Raw genomic sequence first — 18,979 nt, 5'->3', positions numbered from 1 at the left:
CTATTGATTATATTATGAATAAATGGCCTAGCCTTAAGCAACTGCATTATTTGATCACCTTGCATGAAACTCGTCACTTTAGTGATGCTGCCAATAAGTGTTTTGTCAGCCAATCCACCTTGAGTAAAGGTATCCAAAATTTAGAGGAGTTAATTGGCTGCCCTTTGTATGAGAAAAAAGACAAAAAAAGTCCTCTTGTTTTTACTCAAGCAGGCGAGATGGTCGTGACTCAAGGGAGAGAGCTGTTAGCAAAAGGACAAGACTTAGTTGAACTGGGGCAGCTATGCCAAGGGGATACCCTGCAAGGGCAGTTGAAAGTTGGTTGTATTCCGACTATTGCTCCGTTTCTTTTATGTGATTTGGTCCAGGAAGCAAATAGACGTTTTCCTCATCTCAATTTGCTATTACGAGAAGATACCACCACCAATCTGTTGGCTGCCCTGCGTCATGGTGAACTTGATGTTCTTATCTTAGCGTTACCTGTCGATATCGATGGTATGCACAGTAAAATTGTGGGGAAAGATCCATTTAGGATGGTGATCAGTCGTCATCAGGCGGAAGCCATTCGAGTGCCAATTAAATATGACGACTTACCCGATGAGTCTGTTTTTTTATTAGAGAAAGAACACTGCTTAACGGAACACGCTGTGTCGGCATGCAAATTAACCGATAAAGAAAAAATCAATCCGTTCAGTGCAACCAGCTTACATACGTTAGTGCAAATGGTGGCGAATGGGTTGGGAACAACGTTTATCCCTCAAATGGCCATTGATCATGGCTTACTTGAAAACCAAAATTTGGTTGTTGTTGACCCGCCTGGTCAGCAAGCTTATCGAAACATCGGCCTTGTTTGGAGGCCGAGTACTTCTCGAACATCAACATTTAACCAATTAGCTGATGTTGTCTCTGAGCTATTATAGAGTTTGGTCGTAGCCCCTATTTTCTTGTTAACTCGCTAGAAATTATGCTGTATTTGATCTGATATCTAGCGATTTACTCTGCTGTCATTACGCCAGCCGATGAAGGGGGGCTTGATTCCTTCCTACCCATCGTTGCCGATGCAGAAGCGGTTTTCGGTGGTCTACTTAATGCTTATGAACTGATGAAAACATGTTTGAATTAGCTCATGCTTACGCTCAAGGTGAGGTATGCGTCATTATGTTGAGAAAGTTCAACGTCCTGAATTTGAAGCGGCAGAAAAAGGTTACACTTTCGTAGCGCATCAGCAAGAAGTAGGGGCAGGTTACTTCGATAGAATGACTAATACTATTCAAGGTGGAAATTCTTCAGTAACACCGTTTGAGCAGCCTAGGCTGCTCTTTTTTTCACGACTCAAACCCATATTTTAATCGTAGCTGCGACACGCTCTTTACGTAACAGCTATTAATATTCTAGGCTAGACTTCTGCTTCTTCAGGGTCGCTGTCTTCTTGCAACTCAAGTAAGGTGATTGCGATCGAAACGAAGTCACTGTCGGTAATAATCCCCACCAGCTCGTCACCATCCACAATGGGTAAGCACCCCACCTTATGTTTTTGCATGTACTTGGCACTTTCCTTTAAACCAGCATGCGGTGATACCGTCATAATCTTAGTGTGCATGACATCATTGAGCGGTGTGGATAGGGTATAAGATTGATCACTGGGCAATTTCTGTAAGCTTGATTCTTGCGCGGCTAACACACCGCGCTGGGTGATTATGCCCAGTACTTTTCTTTCTGCATCAACAACTGGAATATGGCGAATATCAAGCGCCTCCATCATGTTCTTTGCATCAGACAGGGTATGAGAGCGCAACAGTGTATGGGGATTGCGTGTCATCATGTCTTCGACTTTAATCATATTCGCCTCCTGCTATTGTCTTTAACCTTACTATAAAAACAAACCATCAGAATATCTGAGATCTTCCCCCGCTTTCCCATGTTATTCGTCATGTCCTTGATCTGTTTCAAATAACAAAGTACCCACAGAGAAGTGGGCACTAAAAAAGCGTGATTCAAATGAAACTGTGCTGAATTACAGTTTGAAAAAACGCAGTAGAGATTTTTGTTCTTCAACGAGAGCAGAAAGCGCCTCACTGGCTTGCTTGCTGATTCCAACCTGTTCAACATTCTGGTTCACGATATCAAAGGTTATGGAGACATTTTGTGAAATATCCTGAGTCACACCAGATTGTTCTTCTGATGCCGTGGCGACTTGTGTGTTCATATCTGAAATCAAGGTCACTGAGTTGGCAATTTCAACAAATGACGACCGCAGCTGTTCACTGATAGACCGAGAGTCATTGACCAAAGACATATTCGATTCCATGTATTGATTCGCTTCCTCAGCCTGTTTTTGTAATCGTGAAATGATTTCCTGGATATCCACCGTTGACTGCTGAGTTTTAGCCGCCAACGATCGTACTTCATCGGCAACGACAGCAAATCCGCGTCCTTGCTCCCCTGCTCGTGCCGCTTCGATAGCAGCATTCAAGGCAAGTAGATTGGTTTGCTCAGATATGGTATTGATCACCTCGACAACCGTACCGATTTCAATAGAGTATTCTCGGAGCTGATTGACGATCTTGGTCGTTTCCTCAATGGAATGTTCAATATTTCGTGACACATTATCAGAAGAGTCCAGAGCTTCTTGGCCTGATGCAACGTTGGAAGTGGCACCGCTGGCGGCGCTTTCAGCACCAGAGGCGTTCTGGCTTACTTCACTGGCGGTGCTTGATAGCTCGGTAATGGCCGTCGCAATTTGTTCGACCTGGCTTAACTCTTTCAGCGCGTTATCTTGGGTTTGTGACATCACATCGCCCAGTTGCAGAGAGCTTGAAGAGATGTTGTCTGAAATAGAGTGGAAGCTTTCGATAATGCGGCGTAATTCTTTGCGCATTTGAACAATATTGTAATAAATACCGGTTTCACTGCCGTCGGTGTTCAGTTCTTTAGATAGATCCCCTTCAGACACCTCTCGAACCAGTTTCTCAATGTCACTAGGCTCCCCACCGACGACCCTTAAAATACCTCGGTATATAAAGAAAGCGATACCCAACGCAATCAATGTCGCAGCGGTCGACAGCATCAGTAAAATGCTTTGAGCACTGTTGAATTGCTCAACCATGCTAGGACCCACTTTATCTTGCTGTTCCTTGGTTTTTAATTTGATCGTTTCAATCGTTGCTGCCGCAGACCCACCGATGACGTCTAATTTATCTCTAATAATGGCATTACGTTGTTGGATGGTTTTAACAATCGACGAAAATGCCTCTTGGTAGGTAGAAAAGGCGGATTGATAATTTTCTAGTAACTTGCGCTCAGAGGGGGTAGTGATGGCTTGTTTTAATGTATCAGCACGTATTACCATTTGTTTGAATTCAGCGCTCACACGGTCAGCGTCAACTTGCTCATTGCTGACCAGGTATTTCACTGCATAGAGACGCCCGAGTAAGATACTTTCTTGCAACTGCCCGGAATATAACCCAACAGCAACGGATTCTGTGTCATAGGCTTCTTGCATTATTGCTGAAAGTGATTGTCGCATGGCTAAACCTGCAGGGTCTAACTGTGAAGAGACTAAGATATTGCGTTGGTCGATCAATTGCACCACTTGATTGAAGCTGTTTTCATATTCCTTCATTTGTGCGCTGATGTTATCAAATTCTGCCGCGTGATCTGAGTCGAGCTTTAGTTTTTTGGCATCAGCCAGCAATGATATGCTGGTATCTAGCCGAGATTTGACCTGTTCTCGAGTTGCATTATTTTGATGTTTCAAATATTTATTAGCGGCTAAACGAGCTTCCAAAATATTAGCTTGAATGCGGCCTGTAAAAACACTGCCTAATGCCAAGCCTCGATATTGGTTGAACCCTGTGTTTGTCGCACTAAAACGAAAATATGAGATGGCCGAAGTGATGAGAAGTAAACAAATAATCAGCCCAAACCCGTAAGTGAGTTGTTTCTTTAAACGCATTCTGTATCACCCAAATATAATGTTAATAGGCCCAGCGACGTTGTTTTTATTATGCTTTTCGTTTCAGTTTAGAAGAGATAATTAGATTAGACGAATTGATTGTGGATTTAATTTTTAAGTGATTGTTTTGTCATTTAAAAAAGTAACAATTTATTTTGAACGCAGGAACAGCTCTTGCTATTGAGTTGCAGCGGCATATACTAGTCGGCTGCGTAAAAACCATCGCTGATGGTTCTCTTACGGCTAACGGCTCTATGGACTAGGGCAAGTTTCCACTAGACAAGACGATGACCATGCAAGTTTCTGATTTTCACTTTGAACTCCCTGATGAGCTGATTGCTCGCTACCCAACAGCAGAGCGTACAGCAAGCCGCCTTCTGCATTTAGATGGCATGAATGGTGATCTGAATGATCGTGCGTTTACCGATGTTCTTGATTTGGTTGAGCCCGGCGATTTGATGGTTTTCAATAACACGCGAGTTATCCCAGCGCGTCTTTTTGGTCGCAAGGAATCCGGTGGAAAACTGGAAGTACTTGTCGAACGAATGCTCGATGAAAAAAGCATTCTGGCTCATGTCCGTTGCTCTAAGTCGCCAAAGCCTGGCACACGTTTGTTTTTAGGTGAACAAGACGAATATAAAGCCACTATGGTAGAGAGGCACGATGCCTTGTTCGAGATTCATTTTGATTCAGATCAGTCAGTGCTTGAGATATTAAACCGTGTTGGTCACATGCCACTGCCGCCTTACATTGACAGGCCCGATGAAGATGCTGATAAAGAGCGTTACCAAACTGTTTATAACGCAAAGCCGGGTGCGGTCGCCGCTCCGACAGCGGGTTTGCACTTTGATGAAGAGATTCTAGCTAAAATCCAAGAAAAGGGTGTCGAATTTGCTTATGTTACCTTGCATGTCGGTGCAGGAACGTTTCAACCCGTAAAAGTCGACAATATTAACGACCATCATATGCACGCCGAATATGTCGAAGTCCCGCAAGAGGTTGTGGACGCGATTGCAGCGACGAAAGCTCGTGGCGGTCGTATTATCGCTGTCGGTACGACGTCTGTTCGCTCATTAGAAAGTGCCGCTCAAGATGCGGTTAAAAATGGCACTGAGCTGGTTCCATTTTTTGGCGATACTGAAATCTTTATCTTCCCTGGGTATGAATACCAACTGATTGATTGCTTGGTGACCAATTTCCACCTGCCTGAGTCAACGCTGATCATGCTTGTCAGTGCGTTTGCAGGTTATGACAATACCATGACGGCGTATAAACACGCGGTCGAAGGTGAGTATCGCTTCTTTAGTTATGGCGATGCGATGTTTATCAACAAAAAAAACAAGTAACGCGACGATAGACTGGCCGTCTCTGCAGTGCTCATTTATACTTTTTCAGCTATGAATAGAGCACTTTTTTATTGTCATGTGCTGAGTTTTTGTAAAACAGGTAATAACGAGTGCTAGCAGTAGGCTAGAGAAAGAGCTTATCTCTTACTTCGCATGGAATCCGCGACCGCTCTCGTAGGGTGAAAGCCCATTAATGAAAGTCAGATTGTTTCTCTGGCAAAGTGGAGTTCTCGTGAAATTAAAATACGAACTGAAAAAAACAAACGGTAACGCACGTCGTGGCCAACTGCAATTTGAACGTGGCACGGTAGAAACGCCAGCGTTCATGCCAGTGGGTACTTACGGTACGGTTAAAGGCATGACACCGGAAGAAGTAAAAGGCACAGGGGCTGAAATTCTTCTCGGCAACACCTTCCACTTATGGTTACGTCCGGGTCAAGAGATCATGAAGCTGCACGGCGACTTGCACGACTTTATGAACTGGAAAGGCCCTATTTTAACCGATTCAGGTGGCTTCCAGGTATTTAGTTTGGGTAAAACACGTAAGATCACCGAAGAGGGGGTTCACTTTCGTAGCCCTGTAAACGGTGACAAAATCTTTATGGATGCCGAAAAGTCAATGCAGATTCAGTACGATCTGGGTTCTGATGTTGTGATGATTTTTGACGAGTGTACGCCATACCCTGCAACACACGATGAAGCTCGTATTTCAATGGAACGTTCAATTCGTTGGGCTGACCGTAGCCGTAACGAATTTGATCGCCAAGAGAACCAAAATTCATTGTTTGGCATCGTACAAGGCGGTGTTTACGAAGATCTGCGTGATGTTTCTGTAAAAGCACTAACAGACATTGGGTTTGATGGCTATGCAGTTGGTGGTTTGGCGGTTGGCGAACCTAAAGAAGACATGCACCGCGTTCTTGAACACACGTGTCCACAACTTCCAGAAGATAAGCCTCGTTACCTCATGGGTGTCGGCAAACCCGAAGACCTAGTTGAAGGGGTTCGTCGTGGAATTGACATGTTTGATTGCGTGATGCCGACTCGAAATGCACGTAATGGCCACCTATTTGTTACAGGAGGTGTGATCAAGATCCGTAATGCGAAACATAAAATCGATACAACACCACTGGATCCGCACTGTGACTGTTACACTTGCCAGAATTATTCAAAGTCATATTTACATCACCTAGATCGTTGTAATGAGATTTTAGGTGCGCGATTAAATACGATTCATAACCTGCGTTATTACCAACGCTTGATGGAAAGCATCCGCACTGCCATCGATGAAGATCGATTTGAGAGCTTTGTGGAAGAGTTTTACGCTCGTCGTGATCGCTCTGTGCCGCCGCTCGGTAAAGAATAATTGTAAAACCCTTTTGTTTTCACGACCAATTCGCTTGGAGTTATGAGCGGGGTACTTGAAAATGAAAGGGAAATCCCCAACTTAATTGAATTATCAATAAAAAATACTATAGAGGACGTCTTTAATGTTTATTTCTCAAGCTCACGCAGCAGCAGAAGGTGCACCAGCAGGTGGTGGTTTCGAAATGATTATCATGCTTGGTATGTTCGCAGTAATCTTCTACTTCATGATTTACCGCCCTCAAGCTAAGCGTGTAAAAGAGCATAAAAATCTTATGGCAGCGATGGGCAAAGGTGATGAAGTTATCACTAGCGGTGGCCTTGTGGGTAAAATCACTAAAATCGCAGAAGACAACGATTACATTTCAATTGAACTAAACGTAAACAATGAAGTTGTAATCAAGAAAGATTTCGTCACTGCTGTGTTACCAAAGGGTACACTGAAGTCTCTATAAACGGCTAAAGGATTCTTGCTGTGCTAAACCGTTATCCGTTATGGAAGTACCTGTTGGTGATATTTGCTATCGCTACAGCCGCGTTATACGCACTTCCGAACCTATACGGTGAAGATCCAGCTATTCAAGTTACAGGGGCGCGCGGCGCCTCTGTTGATCTGTCAACGCTGGATTCCGTCACCAATGCCCTTGAAAAACAGGGTCTTTCTCATAAATCTATTGCCCTAGAAGATGGACAAATTCTTGTTCGCTTTAACGATACTGATACACAGCTTACCGCTCGTGACATTGTCAATGAAGCCCTTGGCAAAGATAAAATCGTTGCTCTAAACTTAGCGCCTTCTACCCCTACTTGGCTTGAATCTATTGGCGCTGCGCCAATGAAATTGGGTCTTGATTTACGTGGTGGTGTTCACTTCTTAATGGAAGTGGATATGGACGCGGCAATGAAGACACTGGTCGGTCAACAAGAAGAAGCCTTCCGTAGTGAACTGCGCGAAGACCGTATTCGTTACCGTTCTATCCGTCCATCCGGCAGTGATTCGGTTGAAGTTCTATTGCGTGATGCTGAGCAATTAGCAGAAGCGAAAAAACTACTGGCAGAAAAACACCGTGATATGACGTTTGTCGATTCAGACAGTAATGGCCGATTTGCCCTGGTCGCGACGTTTAATGAAGCTCGTTTGACTGAAATCCGTAACTACGCGGTTGAACAGAATATTACGATTTTACGTAACCGTGTTAATGAACTGGGTGTGGCAGAGCCACTCGTTCAACGTCAAGGTGCAAACCGTATCGTTGTTGAACTTCCTGGTGTTCAAGATACTGCTCGTGCGAAGGAGATCCTTGGTGCGACAGCAACGCTAGAGTTTCGTGAAGTTGATGACCAAGCTGATCTTTCTGCCGCGGCAAGTGGCCGAGCACCAGCGGGGAGCGAAATCAAAACGGATCGTGATGGACGCCCTGTCGTGGTGAAAAAACGCGTCATCTTAGGCGGTGCTCATATCACTGATGCCAGTTCAAGTGTTGACGAGTATGGTCGCCCGCAAGTGAACATCTCACTCGATAGTGAAGGTGGTAGCAAGATGTCGACGTTCTCTCGTCAAAATGTCGGTAAGCTTATGGCAACCGTATTTGCAGAGTACAAAGACAGCGGTCGTAAGACACCTGAAGGCAGTGTGATTCTGTCTAAGCATGAAGAAGTGATTAACCAAGCAACGATTCAAACCGCACTTGGCCGTAACTTCCGTATAACGGGTATCGACTCTGTTGCTGAAGCGCACAACCTAGCACTTCTACTTCGTGCTGGTGCCCTGATTGCGCCTATTTCAATCGTTGAAGAACGTACTATCGGTCCATCGATGGGACAACAGAACATTGATATGGGTATCCAAGCGATGATCTGGGGTATGGTCGCGGTTATGCTATTTACGCTGGTTTACTACCGTAAGTTTGGCTTTATCGCAAACATGGCTCTGATGGCGAACTTGGTGCTTATTATTGGCGTTATGTCGATGATTCCGGGCGCGACAATGACGCTGCCTGGTATTGCCGGTATTGTTTTGACCGTTGGTATGGCGGTGGATGCAAACGTACTGATCTTTGAGCGTATCCGTGAAGAGCTTCGTGATGGGAAGAGCCCTCAACAAGCGATTCATCAGGGTTACTCAAATGCATTCAGTACCATTGCCGATGCGAACATCACCACCTTAATCACCGCGATCATTCTGTTTGCAGTGGGTACGGGTGCGATTAAAGGTTTCGCAGTCACGCTATCTATTGGTATTTTGACTTCTATGTTTACCGCTATTGTAGGAACCCGTTGTGTGGTTAACCTGCTATATGGTGGTAAACGTATTGATAAACTGTCGATCTAAGGCTAGGAATTATTATGTTTCAAATTCTAAAAGCAGAGAAAACGATCGACTTTATGCGTTGGTCAAAAGTGGCGTTTGCTTTCTCTTTGGTGATGATCGCGGCTGCTATCTTTACTCTTTCAACCAAGTGGCTGAACTGGGGCTTAGACTTCACGGGCGGTACACTGATTGAAGTGGGTTTTGAGCAACCGGCTAATCTGGAAGATATTCGAGGGGCGCTAGAAGCGGAAGGCTTTGGCGATGCAACGGTACAGAACTTCGGTTCAGCACGTGAAGTGATGGTTCGTCTTCGTCCACGTGACGGTATTGCAAACGAAACGTTAGGTAACCAAATCCTTGATGCTATTAAAGATGGCACAGGGGAAAGCGTTGAAATGCGTCGTATCGAGTTCGTTGGTCCGAATGTGGGTGACGAACTAACAGAAGCGGGGGGGCTTGCTATTCTTGCTTCTTTGATCTGTATTTTGATCTACGTTTCTATCCGTTTTGAATGGCGTTTGGCAGCGGGTGCCGTTATGGCTCTTGCACACGATGTTATCATTACACTTGGTATCTTCTCGTTATTGCAAATTGAAGTGGACTTAACCATCGTCGCAGCATTGCTGACGGTCGTCGGGTACTCACTCAATGATACTATCGTTGTATTTGACCGTATCCGTGAAAACTTCCGTAAGATGCGTAACGGTGAACCGCCTGAGGTTATGAATAACTCTATTACTCAGACCTTGAGTCGTACCTTGATCACTTCAGGTACTACATTATTTGTGGTTATTGCGCTGTTTACTCAAGGCGGAGCGATGATTCATGGTTTTGCGTTAGCGTTGCTATTAGGTATTACTGTAGGTACTTACTCTTCAATCTACGTTGCTTCAGCATTAGCATTGAAACTGGGTATCCAGAAAGAGCATCTAATGCCACCGCAAGTTGAGAAAGAAGGTGAAGACTTGGATGAAATGCCATAAGGCGTTTGAGCTAAGTTTCACAACGAATAAAAGTCAAAGCTGCTAGGAAACTGGCAGCTTTTTTTGTGGTTAAAAGTGATAATCTTAGCCCTAAGGCGTTATGTTTTTGGAGAGTAGTGTATTCTTTTAGTGTCCAGTTTTTAGGCTGACTTTATTCTATGGTTTTTATCGTACGGTGGATTTAAGAGAGGGAACATGGGTGAATGGCAAAGAGTATTTCTTGGGCTGCTACTGGCCACACTGACAGGTTTCGCTTATGCCACCGAAGTAACTAATACCTTCAAAGCAACTAATACATTCAAAACGACCCAATGGGAATTAAAGCGTTTACCATCCTCTCATCCAACGGAATCCATAGGTAGTTACTCTAATGGTTGTCTAGCAGGAGCCAAAGCACTTCCTCTGGAAGGCGAGGGTTATCAAGTTTTACGTCGTGACAGAGCTCGTTATTACGGACACCCTAATGCAATTCACTTTATTCAAACCCTCGCTGAGCAGACAAAGCGAGATCTCAATAGTGGCATTTTAATTGGCGACATATCCTTGCCACAAGGTGGTCGTTTTTCGAGTGGACATTCTAGCCATCAAACGGGGTTGGATATCGATATATGGTTGCGCCTTGCCGATGCCCCTTTGTCAGCGCCGCAGTTAGCCGAACCGACACCGTTAAGTGTGGTGGATATCAAACATTACCAATTGACTCAATCGAATTGGGAGCCTCGTCATTTTGAGCTGATAAAAATGGCAGCCAGTGATGATCAGGTAGCGCGGATCTTTGTGCACCCTGTGATTAAACAGACCTTGTGTGACAGCGAACAGAGTCTCGAACGTGCTTGGCTGCGGAAAGTTCGCCCATGGTGGGGCCACCACTACCATATGCATGTTCGCCTGAAATGTCCGAAAGGGAATCCCGCTTGCCTACCTCAAAAAGAACCGCCACAAGGCGATGGTTGCGGTGCGGAACTGGCGAGTTGGAAGCCGAAACCGCAAGCTTCACAGCAGAAGGTTTCCATGAGCCAACCGAAAGAAAAATTGAAACCGAATAAAAAACGCCTTAAACCGATGCCGGAACAATGCTTAACTCTTCTACAAAATCAGTAATTTTCTATTTTTAAATAGATGGAAATGTTAATTTTGTGTAACTTAATTTCAGTATTGCCGATGCTTCTTTAAGGTTAAACCGAGTTGGTGTTTTATTTGCTATTTTTCTTACAAAATACAGGTATTTAGTAAATTTTAGATACATATCGTTGTGTTTTGAGACGATTATTTTAGTCCTTTTCTTTTCTAAAGTTGATATAAATCAATTTTACAGTGTGCTCGATTGATCTAATTCGCTCCTTTGGACGTAATTAAATTACATCAGCAACGCGCTCATCCGAGCGAGAAGAATGTTTGAGGACAAAAGATGTTAGATACCCTCATGTTGTCGCGGATCCAATTCGCCACCAATATTAGCTTCCATATACTCTTTCCAACCATCACCATTGCATTAGCATGGATGCTGGTTTTCTTTAAGTGGCGTTATAACCGCAGCCAGGCGCCAGTTTGGCTTGATGTGTACTACTTCTGGGTCAAGATTTTTGCACTGACTTTCGCGCTTGGCGTGGTATCAGGCATTACCATGAGCTTCCAATTTGGCACCAATTGGCCAGGATTTATGGAGCGCGTCGGCAATGTTGCGGGTCCTCTGCTTGGCTATGAAGTGATGACCGCCTTTTTTATGGAAGCGACCTTTCTTGGGGTGATGCTGTTTGGTCGTGGTCGAGTGCCGGATTGGTTTCACACCTTAGCGACCGTTTTGGTTGCTATCGGAACCAGTATGTCGGCTTTTTGGATATTGGTGCTCAACAGTTGGATGCACACGCCGAGTGGTTATGAAGTGATCGATGGCATCGTTCATGTCACCAGCTGGAAAGAAGTGATTCTAAACCCCTCACTGCCTTACCGATTAGCGCATACCTTGTTGGCATCGGCACTCACGGCGAGCTTCTTAATCGCGGGCATCTCAGCTTACCAAGCGATCAAACAACCGGGTCATCGGGCTGCGAAGTTAGGTTTAAAGGTCGCGCTATTTTCAGCAGCGGGGTTTATTCCATTGCAAATCTTCATTGGCGATCTACATGGTTTAAACACATTAGAGCATCAACCTGCCAAAATTGCGGCGATGGAAGGCGTTTGGGAAACCGAGCAAGGTGCACCACTTCTGTTGTTCGCATGGCCAGATGAAGAGACTCGCAGCAACGACTTTGAGGTCGGTATTCCTAATCTAGCCAGTCTCATTTTAACCCATGACATGAATGGTGAAATCGTCGGGCTCAACCAGTTTGCTCCTGACCATCCACCGGTCAAACCACTTTTCTTTGGTTTTCGAGTCATGGTCGGAATGGGAGTCTTGATGTTACTGGTGAGTTGGTATGGTGCGCTGCGCCTTTCTCGCGGTAAAACATTACCCAAGCCTTATTTGTATACCGTGGTGGCAATGACTTTCTCTGGGTGGGTGGCGACATTAGCTGGTTGGTACGTTACCGAAATAGGGCGTCAACCTTGGTTAGTGAGTGGCGTGTTGCGGACATCAGAGGCGGTGACGACAGTACCAAGCAGTAGTGTCATGATATCGCTGTTTATGTACTTAACGATCTATGCGGTCCTGCTAGTGGCATACATTCACACGTTATTCTATTTAGCGCGTAAAGACATCGCCGCACACGAGGCGCCATCAAAAGAGCAAGAGGTCGTATCATGATCAACCATTTACCAGAAATTTACTTACTGTTGCTCGGTTTTTCCGTGTTTATGTACGCCGTGCTGGATGGCTATGATTTGGGTGTCGGTATTCTGTTGCCAAGTAATAATGAACAACATCGTGACCGAATGATCGCGTCCATTGGCCCCTTTTGGGACGCGAATGAAACCTGGTTAGTTTTGGCTGTTGGGATTTTGTTAATTGCTTTTCCTAGTGCCCATAGCTTGATATTGACCGAGCTTTACCTTCCAACCGCGGTCATGCTGATCGCATTGATCATGCGTGGAGTTGCGTTCGATTTTCGTGCCAAAGCCCTTTCGGATCATAAAGAACGATGGGATTGGTGTTTTAGAGTCGGTTCACTGGTTGCGTCTCTGACGCAGGGTTATATGGTTGGTCGTTACATTATGGGATTTGAAGATTCGACCGAGGCGATAGGCTTTGCGCTATTGAGTAGCTTATGTGTGACAGCGGCTTACGTTTATATCGGCGGCGCGTGGCTAGTACTGAAAACGGAAGGTGTGTTGCAAATACGAGCGGCACATTGGTCGAGACGGGCTGGTTGGGTAGCCGCATTGGGCATTTTGGTGGTCAGTGTGGTTAATCCTATCGTCAACGAACAAGTTGCGCTGCGTTGGTTTAGTTTCCCTGAAATGCTGTTATTGGCACCGATTCCCATGATCGTATTAGTGACTATATTCTTAGTCGATCGCTATCTTCGTCAGGTACCGATGACCGATGATCTCGGTGTCCGCTGGCCATTCTTCGGTGTTACGGTGATTTTCGCATTAAGCTTTTTGGGGCTGGCGTATAGCTTTTTTCCGGAAGTTGTACCGGGTCTGATGACGGCACAGGAATCCGCTTCTTCCCCTGCGACCCTGCTGATTGTTGGCTATGGCGCTATGTTCGTGATGCCGATGATTTTGCTCTATACCTTTGCGGTTTATCGCATTTTTAAAGGTAAAGCGACCGAACTAAGCTATAAATAGTGTCGGAAATAAATAGTGCCGGAAATAACGAGCGCGAGAAATAAGTAACGACAGAAAGGATGAGTTAAGAAACAAAAACGCCGCTTTAATATAAGCGGCGTTTCGTTAGGCTAAACCTTGAATGAGGACAAACTTCTCTAACAGTTCACCCTCGGTTTCAATATGGTTAGGGTCAGTGATGATGCATTTGGTTATTGGGCAAACCGACTGACATGTCGGCTTGTCGTAGTGACCTTTACACTCTGTACACAACAAAGGATCAATCTCAAAGATAGAGTCGCCCATGGTGATTGCCCCGTTAGGGCACTCCGGGTCACACATATCGCAGTTGATGCATTTGTCGGTGATCAGTAATGCCATTTTATTTACCTGTTGGGTTACGGGTATCCTGACCTGAGTTTAGGTTACGCATTAACAAACCAAAGGATAAATCCAACTCTTTTGGTACAGGAATAAAGACAAAGTGACCATTGCCTTTCGCATCGTCAATCGTTTGTGACTTGCGGTTTTCCATCGCTTCAAGGGTGAAAACAACGTTACCGTTTGGCGTCATAAGCTCAAGGCTATCGCCCACTAGAAATTTGTTTTTCACTTCGACTTCGGCCAAATCACCGCGACGTTGACCTGTGAATTCGCCAACAAACTGTTGAGCATCAGAAACAGAGTAACCGTAGTCATAGTTCTGGTAAGTATCGTGCGTATGACGACGTAGAAAGCCTTCGGTATAGCCACGATGCGCCAGGCTCTCTAGCGTGCCCATTAGGCTCTCATCAAAGGGTTTGCCAGCAACGGCATCGTCAATCGCTTTACGATAAACCTGGGCAGTACGAGCACAGTAGTAGAACGATTTAGTACGACCTTCAATCTTCAATGAGTGAACACCCATTTTAGTGAGGCGTTCTACGTGTTGAATCGCACGAAGATCTTTTGAGTTCATGATGTAGGTACCATGTTCATCTTCGTAGGCGGCCATTTTCTCTTCAGGGCGGTGCGCTTCAGAAAGTAGAACCACCTCATCGGTTGGTTTGCCAAGACCGAGAGTATTGTCTGGGCGTTCTTCTTGAACTTCGATGGCTTGGCCTTCTGTATTTTGAGATTCAACAGCTGGGTCAAACTTCTCAACAATATCACCTGTGTCGTTCTCTTTACCTTCTTCGACTTTGTATTCCCAACGGCAAGCATTAGTGCAAGTCCCTTGGTTAGGATCGCGTTTGTTGATGTAACCAGATAATAGACAACGACCCGAGTAAGCCATGCAAAGTGCACCGTGAACGAAGATTTCCAGTTCAGTCTCTGGGCAGTGCTCACGAATCTCTTCGATTTCCTCTAGAGAAAGCTCACGAGACAAAATAACACGCTCAACACCTTGAGTTGACCAAAACTTAACGGTAGCCCAGTTCACTGCGTTTGCTTGAACTGAAAGGTGAATGGCCATGTCAGGAAACGCTTCACGAACCATCATGATGAGGCCTGGATCTGACATGATCAGAGCGTCAGGGCCCATTTCAACCACAGGTTTCAGGTCGCGAATAAAGGTTTTTAGCTTGGAGTTATGCGGTTGGATATTACACACCACATAAAGCTTTTTACCTTGAGCATGCGCTTCGTCGATGCCAATTTTCAGGTTTTCATGGTTGAATTCGTTGTTACGTACACGAAGGCTGTAGCGAGGTTGGCCTGCGTAAACCGCATCAGCGCCATAAGCGAATGCATAGCGCATGTTTTTAAGGCTGCCTGCTGGTGATAATAACTCGGGTACAAAGGGGGTGTTCGTTGTCATTGCTTCTTTCTCTAGTCTGATCTCAAGTCAGGTTACTCCCACCGAATGGAAGTAAAGGGGCGCGAATTTTACGCTAAAATGAGTCAAATGACTAGAAAAAACCCTTCTCAAGGAAGGGTTTTCAGTTTACTCGTTAGAGGCGCTATTAGGCATCTGAATGAGGTAATCCACCCAAGGATTCGTACAGGTTAGGTAGGAACGCACTTAGCTCACCACACATCAGAGAGAAATCGGCATCGAAACGAGCCGCTTGATCTTCGCGAGGAATGTCTTCGTTCTGATCTTTTAAGTCATCCGAGAACTTCAGGCGTTTGATACTGCCGTCTTCTGCCAACAAAAATTCAATACGTTCTTGCCAATTAAGTGCCAGTTTTGTCACGACTTTATCAGCTTCGATATGATGTTGAATCTCGTCTGCACTGAGCTCTTGTTTCTTACAGCGAATGATTCCACCATCTTCTAAAACGGATTTTAGTTCGGCTTCATCCAATAAAGTGATGCCTTGCGGGGTATTCCCCGTTTTTACCCATTCCGTTAACGTTGTTTCAACGGCTTGTTCTGGAATGGCAGGGATGACAGGTAAGCTGCCCATCGTTTTACGCAGCAATGCCAATACATCTTCGGCTTTTTTGTAGCTGCTCGCATCCACCAGGATAAAGCCTTCTTTTGGCAGAATAAGCACGAACGTGTGGTTGCTGCGGCTAAATGCTCTCGGAAGAAGATCAATGATGATGTCTTCTTTAAGGTTGTCTTTTTCTGATTTTTTCAGAGGGCGACCTTCAGCGGTTTCCATTGTTTCTATTTTTGCATTCAGTGACTCTTTGATCACCGAAGCGGGAAGCATTTTTTCTTCTCTTTTCGCGCAGATCAGAATACGGTTTTCAGACACATGGGTCATCATATCGCCATGTCTCCCCATTGCCGTCACCCAGCCAAATTTTTGCTTATCCTGACTGCCGCACGGCGTAAAACGGAATTCTTCAAGTTGCTTCTCTAGCTGGTCAGCATTGAATTCAATATCGCGATTGAAGCGATAAACCAGACAGTTTTTAAACCACATATTTTTTCTCTAGGCAGGAATTGAGTCGGTCATAATAGGCAATTTTTTATAGGTTGTCTTAGTCTGTGTGCAAAAAACTTTACCTAACAGGTACTAATTTTTTCTTAGCCGGCACCAAACTTCCCTCAAGAGACAGCGAGAGAATGATTACGTGTAAATGGAGGCCAATGTTTGAATGCACTCTACATATATGAACATCGGGCGAAAGTTATATGAAAATTTGTTTTCAAAGGTCACAAAAGTGTCATAATTACTGGTAATAATGCCTACAGTTGCAAAGGGGTAGACCCTCTCGTTAATTTCATACACAAGGTTATTAAATTATGTCTAGAAGGATTCTAGTTGTTGAAGATGAAGCACCGATTCGTGAAATGCTGTGCTTTGTTCTTGAGCAAAAAGGTTACCAAGCGGTAGAAGCGGAAGATTATGATACTGCTGTGGTTAAGCTCGCAGAACCCTTTCCCGATCTTGTTCTTTTAGATTGGATGCTACCCGGTGGTAGCGGTATCAATTTTATTAAACATATGAAGCGCGAAGAACTGACCCGTAATATTCCTGTTGTGATGCTCACGGCTCGTGGTGAGGAAGAGGATAAAGTTCGCGGTCTTGAAGTCGGTGCTGATGATTACATTACTAAACCGTTTTCACCCAAAGAGTTGGTCGCGAGACTCAAGGCTGTGATTCGTCGTGTTACACCAACGGCACTTGAAGACGTTATAGACGTTCAAGGGTTGCGACTTGATCCGGTTTCCCACCGCGTAATGGCGGGTGATTCGCCGCTGGATATGGGGCCTACCGAATTTAAGATGTTGCATTTCTTTATGACTCACCAAGAGCGCGTTTATAGCCGAGAGCAGCTGCTTAACAACGTTTGGGGCACCAATGTTTACGTTGAAGATCGCACGGTAGATGTTCATATTCGTCGATTGCGAAAAGCATTAGAGAATGCTGGACATGATAAATTAATTCAAACGGTTCGAGGAGCAGGCTACCGCTTCTCAACCAAAGCTTAGTATTTATAAGCTTTGTATTTAAATGATTGAGGCTTTAGGCCAACGATGAGCTTGGAGCCAAAGGACGGTTGTCCGAGGATATAAATGGTTGAAAAATTAACCTGGAAAAGGCTAGCTTGGGAGCTGGCTTTTTTTTACACCCCGTGGGTTTTGGTCGGGTGGATATTTGGATATATGCCGTGGTTGCTATTAGCTGCCACGGTTTTGCAGCTTTTGTGGCACCTTCATAATCAGATGAGGCTGTCTGCATGGTTGTGGGATGAAAAACGACTGACGCCACCGTCTGGCAGTGGTAACTGGGAATCGCTGTTTAATGGCATTTATCGCTTGCAACAGCGTCAACGGAAAAAACGCAAAGAACTGACGAATTTGATTCGACGTTTCCGTAATGGTGCAGAGTCACTGCCCGATGCGGTGGTGGTGTTTCGTGGTGAAGGCAATATCGTTTGGTGTAATAAACTTGCTCAACATCTTTTAGGTTTCAAGTGGCCAGATGATTCTGGGCAACCCATCTCTAATCTTATTCGTACTCCTGATTTCATTAAATACCTGAATAAACAAGACTTCTCGGAACCATTAGAGATGTGCTCGCCATTGAATGTGGAGCGCATGCTTGAACTTCGTATTGTGCCTTATACAGAAGGTGAGCATTTGATGGTGGTACGTGATGTCACCCAACTGAAACAGCTTGAAGGAATGCGCCGCAACTTCTTTGCCAATGTTTCCCATGAATTACGCACACCTATGACGGTACTGCGTGGCTACCTCGAGATGACGGAAGACCCTGAAATGCTGGTAGGGCCAATGTGGGGCAAGGCGCATGGTGTCATGACTGAGCAGCTTAATCGTATGAACAGTCTCGTCAGCCAGCTACTGACATTATCGAAGATAGAAGCTGCGCCGATGGATGATTTCGAAGAGGTCGTAGATGTTCCTGCGATGCTGGAAGTGCTCGAAAAAGAAGCCGCCAGTTTAAGTGGCGACGACGCTCATCAACTCGATTTTAAAGTGGATACGAAGCTGCGGATCTATGCTGATGAAGACCAAATTCGAAGTGCTATTTCTAATCTTGTTTACAACGCGGTGAAATACACAGAGCCTGGCGCTCAGATTAAAGTACGCTGGTTTAAAACCGCTCAAGGGGCTTGTCTTGAAGTGGAAGACAGTGGTGATGGCATCGAACCGCAACATCTTCATCGTTTAACCGAGCGTTTTTATCGAGTCGATAAAGCCCGTTCGAGAGATACAGGAGGCAGCGGTTTAGGGCTTGCTATCGTGAAGCATGCGCTCACCCACCATGATGCGCATTTAGAAATTCAAAGCGTCGTTGGTGTAGGCAGTAAGTTCTCGTTCACGCTGCCAAGTCGCTTGATAAAAGTTGATTGATGTTGGCCGTGAGAAGTGAGCAGGAAAACAAAAAGTTGATGGAGT

Annotated in this window: 16 protein-coding genes and 1 pseudogene; 12 read left to right on the top strand and 5 right to left on the bottom strand. The window is 45.0% G+C overall.

The window, feature by feature from the left end:
* Nucleotides 1-14: 14 nt before the first annotated feature.
* Entirely contained in the window at nucleotides 15-920 is a 906-nt protein-coding gene (locus QF117_RS17765) for a hydrogen peroxide-inducible genes activator (RefSeq protein WP_282387291.1), read from the top strand.
* A 187-nt stretch (nucleotides 921-1,107) separates the two neighbouring features.
* Nucleotides 1,108-1,349, top strand: a pseudogene (locus QF117_RS17760) (hypothetical protein); the annotation flags it as partial.
* A gap of 47 nt (nucleotides 1,350-1,396) precedes the next feature.
* Here QF117_RS17760 and QF117_RS17755 read toward each other — a convergent pair.
* Nucleotides 1,397-1,840, bottom strand: coding sequence for a CBS domain-containing protein (locus tag QF117_RS17755; protein WP_282387289.1), 444 nt, complete (start codon nucleotides 1,838-1,840; stop codon nucleotides 1,397-1,399).
* A gap of 174 nt (nucleotides 1,841-2,014) precedes the next feature.
* Nucleotides 2,015-3,955: a methyl-accepting chemotaxis protein gene (locus QF117_RS17750; protein ID WP_282387288.1), complete on the bottom strand. Its 1,941-nt coding sequence runs from the start codon at nucleotides 3,953-3,955 to the stop codon at nucleotides 2,015-2,017.
* A gap of 293 nt (nucleotides 3,956-4,248) precedes the next feature.
* Between QF117_RS17750 and queA the strand changes: the two genes are divergently transcribed.
* From queA to QF117_RS17710, 8 genes are all read left to right on the top strand, one after another.
* Nucleotides 4,249-5,301 carry a tRNA preQ1(34) S-adenosylmethionine ribosyltransferase-isomerase QueA gene (gene queA / locus QF117_RS17745; protein WP_282389517.1) on the top strand — a complete coding sequence of 351 codons (1,053 nt, stop codon included), beginning with the start codon at nucleotides 4,249-4,251 and terminating at the stop codon, nucleotides 5,299-5,301.
* Nucleotides 5,302-5,494: 193 nt separating this feature from the next.
* The gene (gene tgt / locus QF117_RS17740; RefSeq protein ID WP_017038532.1) at nucleotides 5,495-6,667 is read left to right on the top strand and encodes a tRNA guanosine(34) transglycosylase Tgt; all 1,173 of its coding nucleotides are present in this window, start codon (nucleotides 5,495-5,497) and stop codon (nucleotides 6,665-6,667) included.
* 124 nt (nucleotides 6,668-6,791) lie between these two features.
* Nucleotides 6,792-7,121 (top strand): preprotein translocase subunit YajC, encoded by a 330-nt coding sequence (gene yajC, locus QF117_RS17735; protein WP_017035744.1) that lies wholly within the window; start codon nucleotides 6,792-6,794, stop codon nucleotides 7,119-7,121.
* 20 nt (nucleotides 7,122-7,141) lie between these two features.
* The gene (gene secD / locus QF117_RS17730) at nucleotides 7,142-8,998 is read left to right on the top strand and encodes a protein translocase subunit SecD (RefSeq protein WP_282387283.1); all 1,857 of its coding nucleotides are present in this window, start codon (nucleotides 7,142-7,144) and stop codon (nucleotides 8,996-8,998) included.
* Between the two features lie 14 nt (nucleotides 8,999-9,012).
* On the top strand, nucleotides 9,013-9,960 hold the full coding sequence (gene secF / locus QF117_RS17725) for a protein translocase subunit SecF (protein WP_282387282.1): 948 nt from the start codon (nucleotides 9,013-9,015) through the stop codon (nucleotides 9,958-9,960).
* A gap of 195 nt (nucleotides 9,961-10,155) precedes the next feature.
* Complete coding sequence (gene mepA, locus QF117_RS17720) at nucleotides 10,156-11,061, top strand: penicillin-insensitive murein endopeptidase (RefSeq protein ID WP_282387280.1); 906 nt, start codon at nucleotides 10,156-10,158, stop codon at nucleotides 11,059-11,061.
* A 307-nt stretch (nucleotides 11,062-11,368) separates the two neighbouring features.
* Complete coding sequence (locus QF117_RS17715) at nucleotides 11,369-12,706, top strand: cytochrome ubiquinol oxidase subunit I (protein WP_282387278.1); 1,338 nt, start codon at nucleotides 11,369-11,371, stop codon at nucleotides 12,704-12,706.
* The gene (locus QF117_RS17710) at nucleotides 12,703-13,695 is read left to right on the top strand and encodes a cytochrome d ubiquinol oxidase subunit II (RefSeq protein WP_282387277.1); all 993 of its coding nucleotides are present in this window, start codon (nucleotides 12,703-12,705) and stop codon (nucleotides 13,693-13,695) included. The genes QF117_RS17715 and QF117_RS17710 overlap by 4 nt, the downstream gene beginning before the upstream one ends.
* Before the next feature lie 105 nt (nucleotides 13,696-13,800).
* On the opposite strand, the gene QF117_RS17705 is transcribed toward QF117_RS17710, so the two are convergent.
* The 3 genes from QF117_RS17705 to rdgC all read right to left on the bottom strand — a co-directional run bounded on the left by QF117_RS17705 (nucleotide 13,801) and on the right by rdgC (nucleotide 16,535).
* Entirely contained in the window at nucleotides 13,801-14,055 is a 255-nt protein-coding gene (locus QF117_RS17705; RefSeq protein ID WP_282387276.1) for a YfhL family 4Fe-4S dicluster ferredoxin, read from the bottom strand.
* Nucleotide 14,056: 1 nt separating this feature from the next.
* Nucleotides 14,057-15,475 carry a tRNA 5-hydroxyuridine modification protein YegQ gene (gene yegQ / locus QF117_RS17700; protein WP_282387274.1) on the bottom strand — a complete coding sequence of 473 codons (1,419 nt, stop codon included), beginning with the start codon at nucleotides 15,473-15,475 and terminating at the stop codon, nucleotides 14,057-14,059.
* A 145-nt stretch (nucleotides 15,476-15,620) separates the two neighbouring features.
* A complete protein-coding gene (rdgC, locus tag QF117_RS17695) occupies nucleotides 15,621-16,535 on the bottom strand; it encodes a recombination-associated protein RdgC (protein ID WP_282387273.1) in 915 nt (304 codons plus the stop codon).
* A gap of 323 nt (nucleotides 16,536-16,858) precedes the next feature.
* Here rdgC and phoB point away from each other — a divergent pair, with 323 nt between their 5' ends.
* Entirely contained in the window at nucleotides 16,859-17,548 is a 690-nt protein-coding gene (gene phoB / locus QF117_RS17690) for a phosphate regulon transcriptional regulator PhoB (RefSeq protein ID WP_017034993.1), read from the top strand.
* Nucleotides 17,549-17,632: 84 nt separating this feature from the next.
* The gene (phoR, locus tag QF117_RS17685) at nucleotides 17,633-18,934 is read left to right on the top strand and encodes a phosphate regulon sensor histidine kinase PhoR (protein ID WP_282387270.1); all 1,302 of its coding nucleotides are present in this window, start codon (nucleotides 17,633-17,635) and stop codon (nucleotides 18,932-18,934) included.
* Nucleotides 18,935-18,979: the final 45 nt, after the last annotated feature.

The organism is Vibrio sp. YMD68, from assembly GCF_029958905.1.
Classification (GTDB): Bacteria; Pseudomonadota; Gammaproteobacteria; order Enterobacterales; family Vibrionaceae; genus Vibrio.
The sequence above is the reverse complement of the archived record's forward strand: the minus strand, read 5'-3'. Positions and strand labels throughout refer to the sequence as shown.

Coding starts and splice junctions, on each gene's coding strand:
- rdgC (WP_282387273.1), bottom strand. CDS start 16,535: ATGTGGTTTAAAAACTGTCTGGTTTATCGCTTCAATCGCGATATTGAA.
- secF (WP_282387282.1), top strand. CDS start 9,013: ATGTTTCAAATTCTAAAAGCAGAGAAAACGATCGACTTTATGCGTTGG.
- QF117_RS17755 (WP_282387289.1), bottom strand. CDS start 1,840: ATGATTAAAGTCGAAGACATGATGACACGCAATCCCCATACACTGTTG.
- yegQ (WP_282387274.1), bottom strand. CDS start 15,475: ATGACAACGAACACCCCCTTTGTACCCGAGTTATTATCACCAGCAGGC.
- QF117_RS17765 (WP_282387291.1), top strand. CDS start 15: ATGAATAAATGGCCTAGCCTTAAGCAACTGCATTATTTGATCACCTTG.
- yajC (WP_017035744.1), top strand. CDS start 6,792: ATGTTTATTTCTCAAGCTCACGCAGCAGCAGAAGGTGCACCAGCAGGT.
- tgt (WP_017038532.1), top strand. CDS start 5,495: ATGAAAGTCAGATTGTTTCTCTGGCAAAGTGGAGTTCTCGTGAAATTA.
- QF117_RS17715 (WP_282387278.1), top strand. CDS start 11,369: ATGTTAGATACCCTCATGTTGTCGCGGATCCAATTCGCCACCAATATT.
- phoB (WP_017034993.1), top strand. CDS start 16,859: ATGTCTAGAAGGATTCTAGTTGTTGAAGATGAAGCACCGATTCGTGAA.
- QF117_RS17705 (WP_282387276.1), bottom strand. CDS start 14,055: ATGGCATTACTGATCACCGACAAATGCATCAACTGCGATATGTGTGAC.
- QF117_RS17710 (WP_282387277.1), top strand. CDS start 12,703: ATGATCAACCATTTACCAGAAATTTACTTACTGTTGCTCGGTTTTTCC.
- queA (WP_282389517.1), top strand. CDS start 4,249: ATGCAAGTTTCTGATTTTCACTTTGAACTCCCTGATGAGCTGATTGCT.
- mepA (WP_282387280.1), top strand. CDS start 10,156: ATGGGTGAATGGCAAAGAGTATTTCTTGGGCTGCTACTGGCCACACTG.
- phoR (WP_282387270.1), top strand. CDS start 17,633: ATGGTTGAAAAATTAACCTGGAAAAGGCTAGCTTGGGAGCTGGCTTTT.
- QF117_RS17750 (WP_282387288.1), bottom strand. CDS start 3,955: ATGCGTTTAAAGAAACAACTCACTTACGGGTTTGGGCTGATTATTTGT.